This is a genomic window from Constantimarinum furrinae, assembly GCF_014295415.1.
In the GTDB taxonomy this organism is placed as follows: Bacteria; Bacteroidota; Bacteroidia; order Flavobacteriales; family Flavobacteriaceae; genus Constantimarinum; species Constantimarinum furrinae.
Genome location: NZ_CP052909.1, coordinates 2,245,080 through 2,264,714, shown reverse-complemented (window position 1 = coordinate 2,264,714; position 19,635 = coordinate 2,245,080). Strand labels below are relative to the sequence as shown.

18 protein-coding genes and 1 riboswitch are annotated in these 19,635 nt (G+C 40.5%); of the genes, 13 read left to right on the top strand and 5 right to left on the bottom strand.

The window, feature by feature from the left end; translation table 11 throughout:
- Positions 1–27: 27 nt before the first annotated feature.
- Entirely contained in the window at positions 28–2,436 is a 2,409-nt protein-coding gene (locus ALE3EI_RS10370) for a zinc-dependent metalloprotease (RefSeq protein WP_186988390.1), read from the bottom strand.
- Positions 2,437–2,574: 138 nt separating this feature from the next.
- On the opposite strand from ALE3EI_RS10370, the gene prfB reads away from it, so the two are divergent.
- The 5 genes from prfB (at position 2,575) to ALE3EI_RS10345 (ending at position 7,865) form a co-directional block, all read left to right on the top strand.
- Positions 2,575–3,682 (top strand): peptide chain release factor 2 gene (gene prfB, locus ALE3EI_RS10365; RefSeq protein ID WP_186988388.1). Its coding sequence is split into 2 segments (ribosomal slippage): positions 2,575–2,637 and positions 2,639–3,682, totalling 1,107 coding nucleotides; the frame shifts between segments, so codons are not numbered across the junction.
- A gap of 66 nt (positions 3,683–3,748) precedes the next feature.
- Positions 3,749–4,192, top strand: coding sequence for a GNAT family N-acetyltransferase (locus ALE3EI_RS10360; protein ID WP_186988386.1), 444 nt, complete (start codon positions 3,749–3,751; stop codon positions 4,190–4,192).
- Between the two features lie 33 nt (positions 4,193–4,225).
- Positions 4,226–4,318: riboswitch (TPP riboswitch) on the bottom strand.
- A 157-nt stretch (positions 4,319–4,475) separates the two neighbouring features.
- Positions 4,476–4,955, top strand: coding sequence for a hypothetical protein (locus ALE3EI_RS10355; RefSeq protein WP_186988384.1), 480 nt, complete (start codon positions 4,476–4,478; stop codon positions 4,953–4,955).
- Positions 4,956–4,959: 4 nt separating this feature from the next.
- The gene (arsC, locus tag ALE3EI_RS10350; protein WP_186988382.1) at positions 4,960–5,301 is read left to right on the top strand and encodes an arsenate reductase (glutaredoxin); all 342 of its coding nucleotides are present in this window, start codon (positions 4,960–4,962) and stop codon (positions 5,299–5,301) included.
- Between the two features lie 86 nt (positions 5,302–5,387).
- A complete protein-coding gene (locus ALE3EI_RS10345) occupies positions 5,388–7,865 on the top strand; it encodes a TonB-dependent receptor domain-containing protein (RefSeq protein WP_186988380.1) in 2,478 nt (825 codons plus the stop codon).
- A 72-nt stretch (positions 7,866–7,937) separates the two neighbouring features.
- Here ALE3EI_RS10345 and ALE3EI_RS10340 read toward each other — a convergent pair whose 3' ends face one another.
- Positions 7,938–8,108 (bottom strand): hypothetical protein, encoded by a 171-nt coding sequence (locus ALE3EI_RS10340; RefSeq protein ID WP_186988378.1) that lies wholly within the window; start codon positions 8,106–8,108, stop codon positions 7,938–7,940.
- A gap of 154 nt (positions 8,109–8,262) precedes the next feature.
- On the opposite strand from ALE3EI_RS10340, the gene fumC reads away from it, so the two are divergent.
- Together fumC and ALE3EI_RS10330 are read left to right on the top strand one after the other, a co-directional pair.
- The gene (fumC, locus tag ALE3EI_RS10335) at positions 8,263–9,660 is read left to right on the top strand and encodes a class II fumarate hydratase (RefSeq protein WP_186988376.1); all 1,398 of its coding nucleotides are present in this window, start codon (positions 8,263–8,265) and stop codon (positions 9,658–9,660) included.
- A 139-nt stretch (positions 9,661–9,799) separates the two neighbouring features.
- Complete coding sequence (locus tag ALE3EI_RS10330) at positions 9,800–11,107, top strand: 7TM-DISM domain-containing protein (protein WP_186988374.1); 1,308 nt, start codon at positions 9,800–9,802, stop codon at positions 11,105–11,107.
- 41 nt (positions 11,108–11,148) lie between these two features.
- On the opposite strand, the gene ccsA is transcribed toward ALE3EI_RS10330, so the two are convergent.
- From ccsA to ALE3EI_RS10315, 3 genes are all read right to left on the bottom strand, one after another.
- On the bottom strand, positions 11,149–14,319 hold the full coding sequence (gene ccsA, locus ALE3EI_RS10325; RefSeq protein WP_186988372.1) for a cytochrome c biogenesis protein: 3,171 nt from the start codon (positions 14,317–14,319) through the stop codon (positions 11,149–11,151).
- Positions 14,320–14,396: 77 nt separating this feature from the next.
- The gene (locus ALE3EI_RS10320) at positions 14,397–14,792 is read right to left on the bottom strand and encodes a group III truncated hemoglobin (protein ID WP_186988370.1); all 396 of its coding nucleotides are present in this window, start codon (positions 14,790–14,792) and stop codon (positions 14,397–14,399) included.
- 3 nt (positions 14,793–14,795) lie between these two features.
- A complete protein-coding gene (locus tag ALE3EI_RS10315) occupies positions 14,796–15,083 on the bottom strand; it encodes a hypothetical protein (protein WP_233279954.1) in 288 nt (95 codons plus the stop codon).
- Between the two features lie 72 nt (positions 15,084–15,155).
- On the opposite strand from ALE3EI_RS10315, the gene ALE3EI_RS10310 reads away from it, so the two are divergent.
- From ALE3EI_RS10310 to ALE3EI_RS10285, 6 genes are read left to right on the top strand one after another with little or no spacing between them, the layout of a single operon-like run.
- Positions 15,156–15,743, top strand: a complete 588-nt coding sequence (locus ALE3EI_RS10310) for a Crp/Fnr family transcriptional regulator (protein ID WP_186988368.1) — start codon at positions 15,156–15,158, stop codon at positions 15,741–15,743.
- Between the two features lie 30 nt (positions 15,744–15,773).
- Positions 15,774–16,538 carry a Rossmann-like and DUF2520 domain-containing protein gene (locus ALE3EI_RS10305; RefSeq protein WP_186988366.1) on the top strand — a complete coding sequence of 255 codons (765 nt, stop codon included), beginning with the start codon at positions 15,774–15,776 and terminating at the stop codon, positions 16,536–16,538.
- Positions 16,522–17,055 carry a KdsC family phosphatase gene (locus tag ALE3EI_RS10300; RefSeq protein ID WP_186988364.1) on the top strand — a complete coding sequence of 178 codons (534 nt, stop codon included), beginning with the start codon at positions 16,522–16,524 and terminating at the stop codon, positions 17,053–17,055. The genes ALE3EI_RS10305 and ALE3EI_RS10300 overlap by 17 nt, the downstream gene beginning before the upstream one ends.
- Positions 17,056–17,113: 58 nt before the next feature.
- Positions 17,114–18,022, top strand: coding sequence for a geranylgeranylglycerol-phosphate geranylgeranyltransferase (locus ALE3EI_RS10295; protein WP_186988363.1), 909 nt, complete (start codon positions 17,114–17,116; stop codon positions 18,020–18,022).
- A 54-nt stretch (positions 18,023–18,076) separates the two neighbouring features.
- Entirely contained in the window at positions 18,077–18,664 is a 588-nt protein-coding gene (locus ALE3EI_RS10290; RefSeq protein ID WP_186988361.1) for a Maf family nucleotide pyrophosphatase, read from the top strand.
- A 35-nt stretch (positions 18,665–18,699) separates the two neighbouring features.
- Positions 18,700–19,635, top strand: coding sequence for a septum formation inhibitor Maf (locus tag ALE3EI_RS10285; protein WP_186988359.1), 936 nt, complete (start codon positions 18,700–18,702; stop codon positions 19,633–19,635).

The following is a 19,635-nucleotide window of genomic DNA, read 5'->3' as shown; positions in this document are numbered from 1 at the left end:
TTTATTTCTTTATTTATTACCGATTCTTTATTCCATTAAACATTGATAGCTTCCTATCGGACTGCCATCGGGAATCGCAGGCACCGTATCCGATTTGTATTTCTCGGGATGTTCAATAAATTCCCGAATTTCTTTTTTGATCAATTCTGAAAAGGGATCCTTCTCCTTTTTAAGCATCACTGAAATCTCATTTAGCGCTGCATCTGTTATGGCTCTAACCTGTGGTGTCGCTTTTGAATGATTCGCCAAAGTCATTAAGTGTTGTAGCACCGTCCAGTTTACAGTCTTTTTAATTTCGCTTAAGTATGCTGAAGGCCCCTCATTGTCCTCAAATCGATTCACCAAATTAGTCAAAATCTCGGCAAGTCCTAAACTTGAAGGTATCAAAGCCTTTTGCTGAATAAGCCGATTGGCTCTTTCAGGATGTAATAATAGTTTTAAGGTCATATCACTGGCCGTGGCTGCAGCACCTAAGGCATCGAAAGCTACACCGGTGTCGCTTCGGAAAGATTCCCGGCCTCTGTTATATCCATAGGCTCTTGGAGGAAATAATTTTAGTTTATCTTGAGGTATGGCAAGGGTTTCGGCTTCTAACGTACGCAGTATTGCTTTTAATGCATCGGTCTGGATTTCCTTCGGAAGGAATTCCGGCATAGTACTGTTGTATCCCTTAACCGAATAATCGTAATCCATTCCACCTATTAATTTTACGGCGGCTTCCGTTTGGTATCTGTGATAAAAATACAGCGGTACGAATACATCTTCTAATACTGAAAAGGGTTCGCCGGTTCGGATATTGTCTTCAGAAAAATTTTGCATTGCGACCTTCCGAAGCATTAAAACGTTATTTAACTCTTCCGAAGCATTCGTCCCGTTGTCCCACAAATGAGCGCTAGCATGTGCACCATCCTGTGCCCGGGCATCACTGTCGGTAATATACCGCAGGCCATTCGCAAAGGCACTCTCCAAAATTGAATTGAGGTAAGTCTTTTCATTTACCCCCGATGGCACATCAGCATACGAATAAGCCACCGTAACTTTATCCCAATCCCCAATGCCCGTCGCATAAGCGTTGGCAAAATTCACTGTATTCCCTATTAAAGTGAGCTGAGGATGCGGATAATCCATAACACTGGCTCTATTGTTGGCACTGGCCGCAAAATTATGGGCAAATCCCAGGGTGTGCCCTACTTCGTGCGCCGATAATTGTCTAATTCTCGCTAATGCCATATTGAGCATTTGCTGGTGATTATCATCCCGCTGTGCGAAAGGTTTGTCCATTAACGCCTGAGCGATCATAAAATCCTGTCGAATTCTCAGGCTACCCAGACTTACGTGTCCTTTTAATATCTCTCCTGTCCTTGGATCGATGATACTTCCCCCATAACTCCAACCTCTGGTGGAACGATGTACCCATTGTATTACATTATAACGCACATCCATGGGATCCGCATCCTCGGGCAATATTTTTACCTGAAAGGCATTTCTATACCCAATAGCCTCAAACGCTTCATTCCACCAAGCCGCTCCTTCCAGCAGTGCCGAACGCACCGGCTCAGGCGTTCCCGGATCTAAATAATAAATAATAGGATCCACGGCTTCACTAACCGCTGCTAATGGATCTTTTTTCTCTAATCGGTGTCTCGTAATTAATCTTTTGGTAAGCGGCTCCCAGATGGGTGTGCTGTAATCCTGATAATTGATAGAAAAGGAACCGCTGCGCGGATCGAAATCTCTGGGTTTGTACTTATCATCGGGTAATTCTACAAAACTATGATGTTGGATCACCGAGATAGTATTCACATCGGGTGCTACACTTCTCAGGTTTCTGCCGGTTGGTTCTCCAATAAAAGTGAGCAATGCCTCAAACTCCACATTCTTGGGAAACGCCTTGGTTCGCTCCATCCACAGCGTGCTTCTGGATTTTTCGGGTTTATAGGTTCCTTCTTTGTTAGACTTGAGTCGTTGTGCCACCCCATGAGCATCCAAAAGCAGAAATGGAGACAGATCGATGATATATAGATCATCCTTTGTTTCTTTTATGGGAAAGCCAAATAACACCGATCGGGCGAATGCTTCCTCTATCGATTTGCGTTCGGGTTGGTTATTGGTGATCGCACGATATTTTAAATTGGGTTCTAACAAGAGCAATTGGTTGCCGCTTTTTATAAATTTCACAACAGCCTGATCTCCCAATTGTCCGCGATCCAGACCAATATCATTACTCCCTAATCCTGTACGCAGTGAGTGCACATATAGAAACTCAGCATCCAATCGGGTTTTAGGTACTTCCAAATATATTTCGCCTAAGGAATCGGAATAGTGAAAATTAAAATAACCGCTAAAAGATTGGAGGTCTTTCTTCTTCTCCAAAAACTGACCCGAAACGATATTCATTCCGAAGAAAAAGAAGATAAGAACAGTAAGATTTTTCATAGACTAACAATATTGGACGGGGATGTGCTAAAACTACTAAAATTAGTTTAAAATTATTTCCTTCTGAAAATATAAAGCCTAATTTTACGCAAATATTCAGTATTAATAAAACTACAGCCGTTACTACGGACTTACACTATGATAACACCAGATCAACTGAAGGATCTTAGAGATCGCCTGGATGCGTTAAGGAGGTATCTTTGACGTTGCCGGCAAAAAGATCGAAATAAGCAACGACGAAGAGAAAACCTTCGATCCCAATTTTTGGAACAATCCCCAACAAGCCGAAGCCTTTATGAAGGAACTTCGGAATAAGAAAAAATGGGTTGAGGATTATGAAACAGCAATATCCCTAACCGATGATGCAGAGGTAATATTCGAATTCTATAAAGAAGGTGAAGGAGAAGCTGAAAATGTTGAAGACAGATTCGAAAAGGCGTTAGAAGCCATCGAAGCCCTGGAATTTCGCAACATGTTAAGTGAAGAAGGCGATATAATGAGCGCCGTTCTTCAAATTACAGCGGGTGCCGGGGGTACAGAAAGTTGTGATTGGGCGAGTATGCTGATGCGTATGTACCTCATGTGGGCCGAAAAAAACGGATTTAAGGTTAAAGAACTCAACTATCAGGAAGGCGATGTGGCCGGTGTAAAAACCGTAACTCTGGAGATTGAGGGCGACTATGCCTTTGGTTGGTTAAAGAGTGAGAATGGCGTACACAGGTTGGTGCGTATTTCTCCCTTCGACAGCAATGCAAAGCGACATACCAGTTTTGCAAGTGTCTATGTGTATCCGTTGGCCGATGACAGCATTGAGATCGATATAAATCCATCCGATATTTCCTGGGACTTTGCCCGCAGTAGTGGCGCCGGGGGTCAGAATGTGAATAAAGTAGAAACCAAGGCCATCCTTACTCACCATCCCAGCGGAATTGTAATCCACAACAGCGAGACCCGTTCTCAACTTGAAAATCGGGAAAAGGCCATGCAAATGCTTAAATCCCAATTGTATGAAATTGAGCTTAGAAAACAACAGGCACAACGTGACGAGATCGAAAACAGCAAAATGGCTATAGAATGGGGGTCTCAGATAAGGAACTATGTACTTCACCCATACAAACTTGTAAAAGACGTTCGCACAGGATATGAAAGTGGAAATACAGATGCGATATTGGATGGTTATATCGACGAATTCTTAAAGGCGTATTTAATGATGACTGGACAAAAGGAGCCCAGTGATGAATTGTAATTTAATCTTAGACAGCCACGTATAATAAAAGAATTCAAGCTTTATAAGGTCAGTAAACAGAAGAACATGATTTCACGAACGAATCCTAAAGATCCCCATTTCAAAGAATTGGTTAAGGCGCTCGATGCCGATCTCGCCATTCGTGATGGTGACGATCATGAGTTTTACAACCAATTTAATAGTTTGGACTCACTGTCTCACGTGGTTGTGTGGTATATGAATAAACAGGCTGTAGCCTGCGGGGCCTTAAAATCTTTTGATGAGAATTCAGTTGAAGTAAAGCGCATGTATACCAAACCCGAATTTAGAGGCAAGGGTCTGGGTTCAGAAATATTAAAAGCATTGGAGATATGGGCGAAAGAAATGGGACTTACCCGATGTGTTCTGGAAACCGGCTGGAAGCAACCGGAAGCAATTCAGTTATATAAAAAGAATGGATACACCCGTATCGAGAATTACGGGCAATACAAAGGGGTGGAAAACAGTTTGTGTTTTGAAAAATTATTGTAAAAACAAAGGGAACCAGCTTTTTAAAGTCTAAGTTCCCTTCGCTATCATATTCCTTACATTGGCATTATCCAACAAGTTTAGTGGGTATATTCTCAGCTAATAAATTAAGCACCCCAATATGATATACTAAATATACTAAAAAAAATAATCCATTCTTCTTTTTTATAAATATTTAACAATCTCCATAATTTTAGATACCAGCGAAGTATAACAGAATTTTACTAAGATTGATTACCGCCAGTTCTGAATAAAAATAAATACCTTTATAAAATCAAGCTCCTTCATGAAACCAGCCACTGTTGCACAGATTAAAAAAGAACTCACATTTCGCTCGCCCGACGAGATCACACAGCTTTGCCTGCGACTTGCACGGTTTAAAAAAGAAAATAAAGAGCTTCTTACTTACCTCCTCTTTGAAGCCGAGAGCGAAGAGGCTTTTATACAGGGTGTAAAAGATGAAGTGGATGAACTCTTTAATACAATAAATACGAATAGCTTTTTTTATATAAAAAAAAGTGTTCGGAAAATTCTACGGCTTATCAAAAAATACAATCGATACTCTCCTCATAAAGCCACCGAAGTAGAACTGCTGCTATACTTTTGCCACAAATTGAAAGCATTTAAGCCGTCAATACGAAGAAACCGTACCCTCCAAAACTTATATGAGAGACAATTGGACTTCATACAAAAAAGAATTCCCGTATTGCATGAAGACCTACAACATGATTATTCACTTGAAGTTGAAGAATTAAAACTACCATAGAATTATGACAACGATCTACCACAACCCCAGATGCAGTAAATCCAGAGAATGTTTACTATTGCTCGAGAACCAGTCTAAGGAAGTAACCGTCGTGAATTACATAAAAGACCCTCTCAGCAAAGCCCAGATCGAAAAATTAATAAAGCTACTTGGCATCAATCCCATTGACCTTGTTCGCACCAATGAAACGGAATGGAAAGAAAATTATAAAGGAAAAAAATTAACCGATGCTCAGATCATTACCGCGCTTCAAAAACACCCAAAACTAATACAGCGACCTATTGTGGTTCAAGGTGATAAAGCTGTTATTGCGCGACCGGCAGAAGTTGCACTTTCAATTTTATAATTCAGGCAGAGTATTTTAACAAAATATTGTGAATCGGTACTTAAACCCACCGGTAATTTCGCGGTCAAATACTCCAAAATCCAACTATGAAAATTTACCTTGCCGCACTTTGTGTGTTTTGCCTCACTTTTGCCACCGCACAACGCCAGGAAGACAAAGACATTACCATTAAAGGAAAAATCGTTGAAGATGGCACCAACTATCCGTTAGAATACGCAACCGTTGCATTTATCGACACTGAAGGAAATATAGTTACAGGAGGGATTACAGACCTAAATGGCGAATACACTGTAATGATAAGCCCCGGTGTATATACGGTACAATTTGAATTTATCTCCTATAAAACCGAACGACTTACCAATCAGCGGTTCACAAAAGATACGACATTACCTACTGTTTCCCTCGCATTAGATTCTGAAAGCCTGGACGAAGTGGTGGTGCGGGCAGAAACGACTGAAGTTGTGGTGCGCTTAGATAAAAAGATCTACAATATTGGAAAGGATCTTACAACAAGTGGTGCTACAGTTAGTGATGCACTTAATAACGTGCCTTCGGTTACCGTAGATGTTGAAGGAGCAATAAGCTTACGCGGAAATGAAAACGTACGAATTCTCATCAACGGGAAACCATCGGCCATTGCCGGTTTTGGTTCCACCGATGCACTGCGCCAACTGCCTGCCGATGCCATAGACCGTGTAGAAGTGATTACCTCACCTTCTGCCAGATATGACGCCGAAGGAACCGCGGGGATCCTGAATATCATTCTTAAGAAAGAAAAGACTCTCGGACTAAACGGGTCTTTCACTGCAAACTATGGAGTGCCATTAAGTAGTGGATTTACAGGAAACATAAACCTGAGAACCGATAAGTTCAATATTTTTAATACGACAGGGGTACGGTATAATAATTCGCCCGGTAACGCCTTTTTTGAGAACCGGTATTTTTCACCTTCAGTGGCCAATCCGCTGGTGATCGAAGACCGGGATTATAATAGGTTACGGAAAGGGTTTAATACCAACTTAGGGATAGAGTATTTTATCAATGATAAATCGTCCATTACAGCTTCGGGATTCTACCGTCTTGGAGACAATGAAACCGAAACTGTAAACACAACCAACGAATTCAACTCTCAAAACAACCTTGCCCTCACCCGTCTCAGAACCGAGAATGAAGGAGAAGAGGATGACAGTTATCAGTTTTCGCTTAATTATATCAACAGATTCAATGAAGACGGTCATGAGCTAAAGATCGATGCGCAATATGAAAATGATAAAGAAATTGAAAAATCATTGATCGAGGAAAGAAATACATTTCCTTCTACAGTAATTTTGCCTTCGGAAGACATTACGTCCATCGAAACTGAAACCGAACTCTTACTACAGGCCGATTATGTGTTGCCATTAGGTGAAAACGCTCAGTTTGAAGCAGGGATACGAGGAAATTACGAAGAATCCATTACCGACTACGAGCTTTTGGAAGAAGACGGAACCAGTGGAGTGTTCGTACGAAACAGTGATCTCTCTAATGTGTTTACCTATAATGAGAATGTGAATGCAGTTTATTCACAATACGGAAATAAGTTTGGGCAGTTTTCTTTTTTACTCGGACTCCGGCTCGAAAACACTCAATTAAAAGGAAAAGTAGAAGCCAATACTGCGAATAATCCTATTGAAGCCAATCTTAATTTCGATAAAAACTACACCGGACTTTTTCCAACCGTGAACCTGATCTACGAATTAGGGGAACGGGAAAATGTGACATTGGGGTATAACAGAAGGATTAACAGACCCCGTGGATTCTTTATCAACCCCTTCCCTTCCCGTTCCAGTGAAGCCAATGTCTTTCAGGGAAATCCGAATCTGGATCCGGCCTATGCCAGTGCTTTCGACCTTGGTTACCTTAGAAGATGGGATAAATTAACCCTTACAGCTTCTATCTATTATCAACACGAAACAGATGCCTTTGAGCGTATTCAGGAAGACACAGGGGAAGTGACTTCTAATGGTATTCCAATCATCAGAACCATTCCTATAAACCTTTCTACCAATCAGCGTTACGGCTTTGAAGCCGGGATGCTGTACAATCCGTTAAAATGGCTTAGGCTCAACGGGAGCTTCAACTTTTTTAAGTTCGTTACCGACGGTTTCTTTAATGAGGTAGATTACGGAGCTGAAAATACCAGCTGGTTTGCGAGATTCAGCTCAAAAATTAGCCTACCTGCAAAAATAGACTGGCAAACCAACGCTTTTTACCGGGGCCCCAGTAATAATGCGCAAACAGAATCTGAAGGCATACTATCCTTGAATCTTGCTTTCAGTAAAGATATTATGGATGATAATGGAACGCTGGCATTTAACGTAAGCGATCTACTTAATTCACGAAAGCGTATTTCTACTACTACTACTGATACTTTTATTAGTGAAAACGAATTCCAATGGAGGGAGCGACAATTTACCTTGTCGTTCACATATCGATTTAACCAGAAAAAACAACGTGACCGTGGACGCAGAGACGACGGTAACGGAGGTGATGATGAGGGAGAGGGTTTTGAAGGAAAACCCTAATTTCTGCAAGTGTTAGTCAATAAAAAAGGAAGCCAAATGGCTTCCTTTTTACATTATGATATTTTGAAAAGCTTAGGCTTTAGATTCCTGTTTCTTGGCTTCACGCTTTAATTTCCAGTTTTCATACAATGCCCCTCCAATCCAATATGGAATAAAGGAAATAAGGAAGATCATTAACCAAAAGCCGATGGTTAAAATGGTTAAGAACGCTAAAAATCCTAGGTATTGATCGAATTCAAACATAATAAAACGTGTTTTTTAAGACGTTTCAAAGATAATATGATTTTTTCAGAAAAAACAACAAATCACTTCAATTTATTCACAGGAATTAAACAGCTTTCACCTTGAGTAAAACTGCGGTAATTCGTAACTTTGTATTCATTCCTAAACTACCATTATGACATTCAGAATCGAAAAAGATACCATGGGGGAAGTAAAGGTGCCGGCCGATAAATTATGGGGGGCACAAACAGAACGATCCCGTAGCAATTTTAAAATTGGAGCTCCGGCATCCATGCCGTTAGAGATCGTTTACGGCTTTGCATATCTTAAAAAGGCTGCAGCATTTACAAATTGTGAATTAGGCGTACTCACCGAACAAAAAAGAGATCTTATTGCTACTGTTTGTGACGAGATCCTTGCAGGAAAACACGATGATCAGTTTCCGTTGGTAATTTGGCAAACCGGGAGCGGTACCCAAAGTAATATGAACGTGAATGAAGTGATCGCCAATAGGGCACAGCAGTTGGCAGGAAAAACTGTAGGTGAAGGGGAAAAAACGCTTCAGCCCAATGATGATGTAAACAAGTCGCAATCGTCTAACGACACCTTCCCTACCGGCATGCACATTGCGGCGTATAAAAAACTTATTGAAGTAACTATACCCGGAGTGAGCCGACTGCACAAGACTCTGGAAGAAAAATCTAAATCTTTCAAAAGCATTGTAAAAATTGGTCGCACTCATCTAATGGACGCTACTCCCCTAACTCTGGGTCAGGAATTCAGCGGATACGCCTCTCAGCTCGAGCATGGCCTTACAGCTTTAAAGAATACTTTGCCGCACTTAGCCGAGTTAGCTTTAGGGGGCACTGCCGTAGGTACCGGTATCAATACACCAAAAGGATATTCGGTGAAGGTTGCTGAATATATAGCTGAATTTACCGGACTTCCGTTTGTTACCGCAAAAAATAAATTTGAAGCATTGGCGGCACATGACGCAATCGTAGAATCTCACGGCGCATTGAAGCAACTTGCGGTTTCACTTAACAAGATCGCAAACGATATTAGAATGATGGCTAGTGGTCCTCGTAGTGGTATAGGTGAGATCACCATACCTGCCAATGAACCGGGATCCTCGATCATGCCCGGCAAAGTAAATCCAACACAGTGCGAAGCGCTTACAATGGTGTGCGCTCAGGTAATTGGTAACGATATGGCCATAGCGGTTGGAGGAATGCAGGGACACTACGAGCTTAATGTCTTTAAACCTGTGATGGCATCGAATTTTCTTCAATCGGCCCAATTAATAGGTGATTCTTGTGTTTCATTCGACGAGCATTGTGCCTCGGGCATCGAGCCAAATTGTGCAGTCATCGACGAATTACTAAATAACTCTTTAATGCTGGTCACGGCCTTGAATACCAAGATCGGATATTATAAGGCTGCGGAAATTGCGAATACTGCACATAAAAATGGAACTACTTTAAAGACCGAAGCTGTAAATCTAGGGTATCTCACCGCTGAAGAATTTGACAATTGGGTAAAACCCGAGGATATGGTGGGAGAAACAGAATAATCACTACCTTTTATAAGCCCCCTGAAAGTCGTCAGAATTCTGACGACTTTTTAATTTTTATCGATTAAATGCAAAAAAATTAGGTGAAATGTAATTTTTGAGTATATTGGTATACCCAAATTACTAAAACCTACTTATTATGAGGCTACGATTTTTACCCCTCGCGTTGTGTCTTATGGTTGTTTTCTCATCGCAAATTTGCTTTGCAAATTCATCGATTATTACAGCCGACATCAATTCTAAAAGTCTTGATTTGGTTGCATTTAAGGCAGCCGCTAAGAAAGAAATAGCGCCGAAAATTACCGCGGAAGAAGTACATTCTATCCCTAATTATTTTACCCCTAAAACTTACCTTGCTCACTCCGATGTGACTCCATTCAAAAATAGAGGGATTTTTCATATTGAAGAATTTTCCTACAAAAAAATTGATACGGACTATGTCTCTTCAGCAATTTTAACAAATAGTAAAGCTGAAATTGTTGAAGTAATGGCTTCAGCCACTACGTTCCGTCAAGGGATGTTCTATGGTTTTGCCATAATGGTTATTCTCCTTAATCTGGTTTGTTACTTTTTGTTTGAGGAAAAGCTTTTTATGAATTATTCTCTGGCCATGGCTGCTATGACGGCCCTATTCTTTTACAGTGATGGCTTGTTTGCGATGATAGGAATGGAAAATGGTGTTAACAATAATGTGTTATCGTCCTTCTTGATTTTAATGACCAGCGTATTAGCAACAGTATTTGCATCTAATTATCTAACTATCAATGAAACCTTCCCAAAATTACGTTGGGTATCTTATTTGGTTTTTGGTGCAGCAGGAGTATTATTCCTATCGGGTGCGCTTTCAGATGTTGTAGGGTTTTTACCCATTGCAAATGTGCTCTCTTTTAGTATTGTCACTATCTATTTTATTGCAGGTGTAGTGCTTTTCAGCCAAAAGAATTATCCGAAATTTTACGTGATTGCCTGCAGTATCCCCTTACTTTTCGCCATTGACTTCTTTGTCCTTCAGAGTTTGGGCATTAATTTTCTGTTCACTGAAGCGATACATTTAAAGGTGGCAACCCTTGTGGAAATGCTTATAATAACCTACGCCATTATGTATCGAATGAGGGCCATCAAAGAAGAGAACAGATTGCGTCAAACCGAACTTCGTATCTTCCTAAAAAGACAGGAGGTCATGAACAGAAAAACTGCTTCACAGCTAATGGAAGACGTGTATCTTGAAAACCTTATTATGCATTACGATCTGGACGGTTATGAAATTAAGTTGTTGCAATACATTTCGGAAGGAAAGGATAACGCAAAGATCGCAAGAAAGCTAAAGACCACCGAAGCCGAGATAGAAGAGCAAACCAAAGAACTCTATCACAAACTTGAGATCAGTGAACACATACAGGAAGATTATCGTATGGTTAACGATCAGCCGGATTATATCTATAACTAGTTATTGCTTTCAGAAATTATAAAAAAGGATAAGTTAATCGCTTATCCTTTTTTATCATAAAATTTCTTGAACCTGAAATAGGACGCTGCACTCAATAATACAGCAATGATTACAATGTAGTAGACGAAGCTTGGTGTAACCGGTGCATCTCCACTGGCATAAGAATGTAAACCAACCAAATAGAAATTCACCCCAAAATAGGTCATCATAATGGAGGCATAGGCAAAGATCGCCATCACATTAAAGAACCATCTTCCACGCAATCCCGGTACCAATCTCATATGGATTACAAAGGCGTAAACCATGATGCTTATAAGTGCCCAAGTTTCCTTGGGGTCCCATCCCCAATACCTACCCCAGCTTTCGTTGGCCCATTGGCCGCCCAGAAAGTTTCCTATGGTAAGCATTACTAACCCAACCGTTAACGCCATTTCGGTAATTATGGTAAGCTCCTTAATGTTAAGATCCATTTTCACCTTATTCTTCTTCGTGGTAAGCAACATAAGCAACAAAGAAGTGGCTCCCAGGATCATCCCAAGTGTAAAGGGCCCGTAGCTGGCAACGATCACAGCAACATGTATCATTAACCAATAACTGTCGAGTACCGGTTGTAAATTGGCGATAGCAGGGTCCAGCCAGTTCTGATTGGCCACCCACAAGATGATCGCAGCAACAAAGGCTGTAGAAGCAATGGTAAGGTTACTCTTGCGCCCAAATGCGAGTCCGAAGAAAACTGTCGCCCAGCCTACGTAAATGATCGATTCATAAGCGTCACTCCAGGGTGCGTGGCCACTTACATACCAACGTAAAATCAACCCAAGCGTCATTAGAATAAAGAAACTCCAGATAATGTATTTGCAAACGGCTACCATTGCTTTCGAAAAGCGGTTTTCCCTGAAAATTCTGAAAATGATAAACCCGAACATCAGGAATCCCATCAATGCAAAATACTTGTACAAGCGGTTAAAAATATCCACCTTGTTATAAATGATCTCTGCTTTAATTTTATTTTCTGAAGGCATTACCTCTGCCCCATTTTCCTTCTGAAATTTAGTGATCCCGCTGAGTAGTTTTTCTGCTTCAGTATAATCTCCTGTCTTTCTGGCGTTCTGAAGCTCATTAAAATACAAGGGTAATATACTTCGGGTGATTATAGAATCGGTGCCTTTAAATTGCGCCTGCTCCAATTCGGGATAAGAGATCCATTTGTTGTTTTCGTCATTCGGGATTGGAAAAACTTTCAGAATGCCTCCGCTTAGTGCCTGATTCAGCAAATAAAAATTTTCATGTGCTTTTATAAAATCCTTTTCAAACTGATTTGGATTCGCTTTAGAAGTTGCTGCTGCCAGATATGGCTCCAGCTTGTAATTTCCTTCCTTATCGAACAGATCCAATAATGCGATACGCTGTGTATCTTCCGAAACCCCAACTACATCCCTAATACTGTCATTACCTCGTTTTAAGGCTATCAAAGGTACTTCTACCCAAACCCGGGGGAATTCGGTCATGGAAAGAAACACCTGATTGGCATCCAATCCTTCATAACTGTTCTTCCTGCTTATTTTCCGAAGTAATTCACTGGCAAAGGTATTTACGGGCTTCATCCTCCCGTTATCCTGAATGATAAGTTGTGCAAACTTTGCCGCATGTTCTTTAGTCACCGCATTGGCCTTAATAATAGAATCAATCTGTCGTTTGCTCGTATTTTCATGAGCGTGAGAATCGGTTTGTTGGGCATTCGACGTAAAAGCTACAACTAATAAAAGTACCGTAACCAACTTGGCTTTTTTCTTCTTTACTTTATCCAGCATTTTCTCTAAGGCTGCAAAGCGGGTATTCTTGTCAAAAAGTATGGCCATCAGTCCAAAGTACAAAAGGAAATACCCAATGTAAGTGATCCAGGTGCCCCAGAAATCGTGGTTAACAGACAAAACAGTTCCTTTTTCATCGGGATCGAAAGAAGCCTGAAAGAATCGATAACCACCGTGATCCAGAACGTGATTCATATAAATTTCATAATCGTAATACGGCTCATCGGGATCATTTACAGTGATCTTACTTTTAAATGCAGAATAGCCAGTTTCGGTACCCGGATATTTATCGGCAATAAAATCATTAAGTGTAATACTAAAGGGAAGCTCCAACTTTTCGGAACCGTAGGACAAGTACACTTTTAAGCCATCAACTTCCACCAACTCAGGATCGGGTGTATTTCCTCTCCCGCCTAATAATTCGACCGTTTTGGATTCGTTTGGAGTTGCTACTTTTAAAATAAGGGCATCTTTATTGGTTTTTTCGGTTAAAGGCGATTTTACCACACCATACGTTCCCGTGGTAACCGGATCCGGGATCACAAATGACATTCCTGCCAATTGATATAGTGACCGCAATAACAAAGGCTGAACACTGTCTTTAGCCACCAGACTTTGTTGTTGATCTGCCATGCGCATCACATTGCCTTCAAAAGGAGTTTCAATACTATAACTTCCATCTTCGTTATAATTAATGTTTATTGCTCCGGGGGTAGGCTTATTCACCGCAAAGAGAACGTTGTGTATACTCACAACTTCTCCCAGCTTAATCCAGTGATCATGCCTATTGCCATCTCCCGCCTCTACAATCTTAATATATTGATCCCCTGTTTCAGTTTCAATAAGTCCTTCCTTCGCATTTTGTATAAAATCTACATACGAAATCGTTACAGGCAATTGGTTGTAATCGGTTTTAATGGTAAAATCATTGTCGAGGCGTTCAGATAGATTTAATTTTTTAGGATCCACTATCCGGCGTTGCTTTACGCCGTTCATTACATAATCGCCATCGATAAATGTATTGAGGTAGGTTTCGTTGGAAAGCATGATATTTTCCGTAGCACCTTCCCGAATATGCATCACCCCCTCAAAGCCTATATAACGGGTAACAAAGGCTCCAATCAATATTAAAATAAACGATAAATGCAGGGTAAGCGTTGCCCATTTTTCCTTTTTATACAATCGGAACCTGAAGATGTTTCCAACAAAATTTATGACAAAGATGAGCATGATTAGCTCGAACCACCAAGCGTTGTAAACGACTTCACGAGTATAAGGCGTTGGTGAGGTTTCGGCTGCCCTGTCCAGCCAAGTGCCAACAGCCATGGCAACAGCGAAAACGATAAATAATACAGCGGTTAGACGAGTGGAAAATAGTACAGAAGCAATTCTCTTTTGCATTATCGCGAATTTTGCTGCAAATTTACTGAATTTGACCTTGAAAAACTACATTAATCCTGTTAACTGTTTCTGGATCTTTAATCCCCGTTTTGTCTGGCTTCAAAAATTTTTAAATGAATAAAAGTACCCATATTTCTGGCTCTGTTCTTAGCAAGATATGTAGATTCGGGTTCAAACAATTCGTCCAGAGTTTCAAACCATAGATTTAACCAAACTCCAAAATGAAGCTCATTAATTGTCCCTCCGTGATATGCATCTACTTCAACGTGCTTCTGAAGCGGATCTCCCTTGTATTTTTTCTCAAAGAACAAATTGCTCTCCCAGAAATCGGTGAGTCGTACAAAATGAGCTTCCCAGTCCTGTATAACCGGCTCAAACACAGAACCTAATAGATCATTTGTTCTTACCTTACCGTAAAAGGTGCGGACTAAAAGCAGAATGTCCTCACGTGTTTCTAAAGATTTTTGTGGCATACATCAAATTAGATTGACAAAAATTAAAATACTATTACCGGCTAAGCTAGCCATTAATAACCAAAAACTGATATCAGATTTCATTTGTGCCAACAAAGCCGCATTATAAGCCATACTCAGAATCACACATATAGTTAGTTCTATTCCGGAAACGAGGGTGGTACCTTGTGCTAAGATCATCATAGCCGCGATAGAACCCAAACAGCTTTGCAAAATTATTGTTAATGGGATATACATGAATAAATTATCTCCAAACTCTCCTTTTAAATGTTGTATTGACATTGCCTTCATTATTGTTTTATTTATTTTTATACAAAATTAGACGCCCAAACCTTCCCGGTTTATGAGCCAAATCATAAAGCATTGATTTCTGAAGAACTGCTATTGTCGCACAAAGCCAAATTGGTGAATTACCGCAGTAATGAGACCATATTTACTGAAGGTGATACCGCTAAATTCTACTTTCAGGTGCAGCGCGGAAGCGTAAAAATGTTCAACCTCAATGAAAATGGAAAAGAATTTGTTCAGGGTATTTTCTATGACGGTGACAGTTTTGGAGAACCGCCACTGTTTGGTGCATTTAAATATCCGGCATCGGCCGAGGCCGCAGAAGATTCTTCGGTGTTTAAGTTGAGTAAAGCAATGCTGTTTGAATTGCTAAAATCCAATTTTAACACCCATTTAAAATTTACGGCTACGCTGTCCAACCGGCTTGCATACAAAGCGATGATCCTAAAAGAGATGTCTGTCCATCCTCCCGAACATCGCATTCTTACCCTCGTAGATCATTTAAAGAAAAAATACGGTGGAGATACACTGTTTCAGATCGATCTTACACGTCAGCAAATAGCAGATCTAACCGGCCTGCGTGTCGAAACTGTGATAAGGGCTTTTAAGCAGCTTGAATCGGAAGGAGAAATTGAAATCATAAAACGCAAGATCTATCGCTGAGCCAGTAAAAAAGTTTTTAACTTCGCTACTATGATATCGGTATGTTTTATTGGATTTGGAAATGTAAATTTTAATTTATGTAACGCTTTATATGAAAATAGTGAAGTTTCTGTAATTCAAATATATAACAGAAATAATATTGTTTTACATCAATCTCTTGACGATATAGCGCTTACTACAGAGCTTTCCCAAATCCTGCCCGCCGATGTGTATATCATTGGAGTACCCGATAACGCCATTGCCACTGTTTCTGAAAGCTTGCCGTTTCAAGACAGACTGGTTGTGCATACTTCAGGCGGAGTCGACATGAATACGTTATCGGCAGCAAACCGAAGGGGCGTCCTTTATCCACTTCAGACATTTTCTCAGGGCAAAGTTCTGGACCTGAAAAAGGTGCCTGTTTGTATTGAAGCTGAAGAAGAAACGGATTTTCAAGTTCTCCATCAGCTGGGAAGTATTCTTTCTGAAAATGTAGTAAACATAAATTCCACGGAGCGGGCGAAGTTACATTTGGCAGCCGTATTTGTAAATAATTTTGTGAACTACTTATACGGTGTTTCCGAAACTATTCTGAATGAACACAACCTTGACTTCGAGCTGCTGAAACCTCTAATATATGAAACTGCGGCAAAGATTGAAAACATGTCACCTTCCGCAGCACAGACAGGTCCTGCCAAAAGGAAGGATACCAAGACAATTGAAAAACATTTACATTTGCTCTCAGAAAGTCCGTACAAAACAATTTATGAAATCCTAAATAACGCCATTCAAGATTCCTATGGAAAAAAGCTATAAAGAATACCTCAACCACATTAAAACCTTCGTTTTTGACGTAGATGGCGTGCTTACCGATGGAACCATCATGGTGACCACCGAAGGTGAAATGTACCGTTCCATGAATATAAAGGACGGCTACGCTTTAAAAACTGCTGTCGATAAAGGGTATACTGTCGTAATAATTAGCGGTGGATCAAATGAAGGGGTGCGAAAGCGGTTAAACGGACTCGGGATTACACACATCTATTTGGGAACTCATGCCAAAACTGAAACGCTGCAGACGTTCTTGAAAGAACATCAATTAAAAAGTGAAAATGCGCTCTTTATGGGTGACGACCTACCCGATCTGGAGGTAATGAAAATCGTAGGGCTCCCTTGCTGTCCCCAGGATGCTGCACCCGAGATCAAAGATATAAGTGCTTATGTGTCTCATAAAAAAGGTGGAAAAGGCTGCGTAAGGGATGTGATCGAACAAGTCCTGAAAGTTCAGGGGAACTGGATCACAAACGGGAATACCAGTGCAAAATACGATTAAGCGAATACAAGGGGTTTGGCAGGATCATTTATCAACTTATAGCGCACGAATACCATTCATGAATTATTTGAAACTTATACGCCCCGTGAATCTGCTGTTTATAGCAATGGTTCAACTGTTTTTTAAGTTCGGGCTCTTTCAACCCTATAGCATTGATACAGTTTTAAACAACTTATCTTTTTCTTTACTAATAATTGCAACGCTTTGCATCGCTGCCGGTGGATACGTAATTAACGATATTTATGACGTTAATATAGACAGGATCAACAAACCAACAAAAGTGATTGTAGGTACTAAGATCTCTGAAAAAAACGCCAATCGATATTATATTTTGCTAAATGTTATCGGGGTAGGAATCGGATTTTTCTTGGCCAATAAAATAGGCAAACCGGGGTTTGCTGCCCTGTTTATAGGGATTTCGGCCTTGCTTTACCTCTATACTTCCTATCTTAAATCGATATTATTGGTAGGCAATCTCCTTATTTCGGCATTGGTGGCGCTAAGCATCATTATTGTAGGGATCTTTGATCTAGTGCCTGGCATCACCGATCAAAATCGCGAGAGTTTGTCGGCTGTATTCAGAATATTGATCGATTATGCCCTCTTTGCTTTTTTACTGAATTTCATTAGAGAGATCGTAAAAGATATGCAGGATATAAATGGTGATAAGAACGGTGGAATGAATACTTTACCTATCGCCATTGGACGAAAACGCACTATTTTGATCGTTTTTATCTTAGGCGTGATCGCGCTGGCAGCAGTCATTGCTTATATGTATACCTTTCTATATGACAGACAATGGACAGTATTGTATTTCTTATTATGTGTAGTAGCTCCATTACTGTTTTTTTGTGTAAAAGCATGGACGGCAGATTCCCCTAAAGATTACAGCCGTTTGTCAGTTTTATTGAAATTGATCATGCTTTTTGGAATGGGTTCCATCCTACTCCATCCTTTTGCACACTGACATTAAAAATGGGAGGGGTTACGGGTTGAAGTTTAAAGGTTTTAAAAATAAAATATGCTTCGGAATACATTAAAAGATTACAATATCATACTGGCGTCAGGATCTCCCCGCCGTCAGAAATTCTTTAAGGAACTGGATGTGGACTTCAGTATAGAAGTCAGAGAGATTGAAGAAACATACCCGGACCATTTAAAGGCTTCAGCTATCACAGACTATTTATCACAACTTAAAGCGACCGCCTTCCCCGATCTTTCAGAAAAAGACTTGCTTATTACGAGCGACACCGTTGTCTGGAAAGACAATATTGCTATCGGGAAACCACGCGATACTGAAGAAGCCAGAAAAATGTTGCAGCGTTTGAGCGGGGCTAAGCATCAAGTTATCACATCGGTTTGTTTTACTACAATATCATTTCAGAAGACCATACACGACACCACGACGGTCTGGTTCAAGGAACTTTCTTCGGCGGAGATCGACCATTACTTACGAACTTACGAACCATTTGATAAGGCGGGAAGTTATGGAGTTCAGGAATGGATAGGATATATTGCTATAGAACGCCTCGAAGGCTCATATTTTAATGTGATGGGGCTGCCAACCGCATTGGTCTACAAAACCCTGCTTGAGATTGCCGGGCAGTGATTTTTTTAAGTATTTTTGTTGAAAACCACTTCAGAATGAAATTGCTACGCTTCCCATATTCTTTTGTATTTCTTTCTTTAATGTTCATTTGGAGTTGCGCCGATTCTGAAAAAAACTTAATTCCGTTAAGTAGTGATCAAAAGGAAACTAAAAAAGAACAGAACGAACGCAATCTTACGGAAGAATTCAAATCATATTGGTATAATGGTACGGCAGAACTTACCTCCTACAGTCTTGTTCAGGAGCGATATGGGGAACTAAGGGAGGGAACTTCGGTAAATATCTTTGTTACCGAGGATTTTCTTCGTGACGAACAGGTTAAGGCAAATAACGCTTCTGAAGAGACCATTTCTGTTTTAAAACTGAACAACACCAAGAACTTTATAACCGGAATTTATCCATATTCGGTTATGACCAGTACATTCTCTCCCATTACCAACCAGGGTCACGCTTTAAAAGTAAGTCATTCGGTACAGGAATGGTGTGGGCAGGTCTACATGCAACTCAACAACCGGGATGATTTCGAGATCACGACCCATTCGTATTTTGCCGGTGAAGCCGATATGGAAGTCTCATTGCAACAAAGCTGGCTGGAAAACGAACTGTGGAACCTAATTCGTATCGATCCAAACGAACTGCCTACCGGAGATATTCATATTCTCCCATCGTTTGAATATATGCGCTTCCATCATAAGAAACCAGAGATTCATACCGCTTTTGCCAGTTTAAAGCAAGGAGATTCACTCAGTATTTATTCAGTCAATTACCCGGAACTTCAACGGCAGATCACCTGGTATTTTAACAGTACATTTCCGTACGAAATTGAGCAATGGGAAGAAACAAATGCGGGAAGGGAGAACGATACCAGTAGGTTGAAGACGACCGCAGTAAAACTAAAAAGAATGCGATCTGCGTACTGGCGTCAGAACAATAAAAAAGATGAGATCCTCAGGGATTCCTTAGCTTTGTAA